This window comes from Pseudomonas sp. VE 267-6A (genome assembly GCF_024126555.1).
In the GTDB taxonomy this organism is placed as follows: Bacteria; Pseudomonadota; Gammaproteobacteria; order Pseudomonadales; family Pseudomonadaceae; genus Aquipseudomonas; species Aquipseudomonas palmensis.
The window spans coordinates 1-1,234 of the sequence record NZ_JAMYBY010000045.1; the positions used below are offsets into that span (position 1 = coordinate 1).

The 1,234-nt window shown below is 53.2% G+C and carries 1 protein-coding gene; it reads left to right on the plus strand.

Going from position 1 to position 1,234, the window contains the following annotated elements; genetic code table 11:
- The first annotated feature begins 63 nt into the window (after positions 1-63).
- Positions 64-1,214 (plus strand): IS3 family transposase gene (locus tag NJH59_RS25355; RefSeq protein WP_123752878.1). Its coding sequence is split into 2 segments (ribosomal slippage): positions 64-298 and positions 298-1,214, totalling 1,152 coding nucleotides; the frame shifts between segments, so codons are not numbered across the junction.
- The last annotated feature ends 20 nt before the right edge of the window (positions 1,215-1,234 follow it).

Consider the following 1,234-nt stretch of genomic DNA (forward strand, 5'->3'; position numbering starts at 1 on the left):
TGAATCGCCCCTGGTTTCGTAGACACCTCCAAGCCTCATAATGAGGCCCAAATAGGAGGTGCCATGAGTCGTCAGCGTTACCCCGAAGAGTTCAAGATCGAAGCGGTCAAGCAAGTGACCGAAAAAGGCAAACCTGTTGCCGATGTCGCCCAGCGTCTGGGCATGTCCGTGCACAGCCTTTACGCCTGGATCAAGGTCTACAGCAAGCCCCAAGAGCAGCGTCAGCAAGATGATGATCAGCAGGCCGAGTTGCGCAAGCTACGCGCTGAACTCAAGCGTGTGACGGAAGAGAGAGACATCTTAAAGAAGGCCGCCGCGTACTTTGCCAAGGAGTGCGGCTGAAGTACGCCTTTATCAAGCAGCACGCGGGCGAGTATTCAATTCGACGGCTTTGCCTGACGCTGAAAGTCCATCCCAGCGGTTATTACGCCTGGCTGGCTGAGCCGCAATCTCTACGAGCCAAAGACGACCAGCGACTGCTGGGTTTGATTAAGCATTCATGGTTGGAGAGCGGCGGCGTTTATGGCTATCGCAAAATCCATGACGATCTGCGCGAGGCCGGCGAGGATTGTGGTCGTCATCGTGTGGCAAGGCTGATGCGTCTTGAAGGTCTGCGTTCTCAGTCAGGTTATCGACGTCGCCCTGGAAAGTACGGCGGTAAGCCAGCAATCGCCTCACCCAACTTGCTGAAGCGCCAGTTTGATGTCGTAGAACCCAACAAGGTTTGGGTCACCGACATCACCTACATTCGTACGTACGAAGGCTGGCTGTATTTAGCAGTGGTGCTGGATCTGTTTTCTCGTCAGGTTGTTGGCTGGTCAATGAAGTCGCAGATGACCAGTGATTTGGCCATTGATGCGTTATTGATGGCGGTTTGGAGGCGAAAACCGAAACAGGAGGTGATGGTTCACTCCGATCAGGGCAGCCAATACAGCAGTTCCGATTGGCGCAGCTTTTTGAAGGCGAACAATTTGGTTGCCAGCATGAGTCGCCGAGGCAACTGTCATGACAATGCCGTGGCCGAGAGCTTTTTCCAACTTCTGAAACGGGAACGGATCAGGCGGAAAATCTACACCACGCGGGAAGATGCTCGTAGTGATGTGTTCGATTACATCGAGATGTTCTACAACGTAAAACGTCGGCATGGCTTCAACAATCAGCTGTCGCCGGTAGAGTATGAGAAACGCTATTTTCTGAGCTTGGAGAGTGTCTAGGAAACCAGGGGCGATTCAAA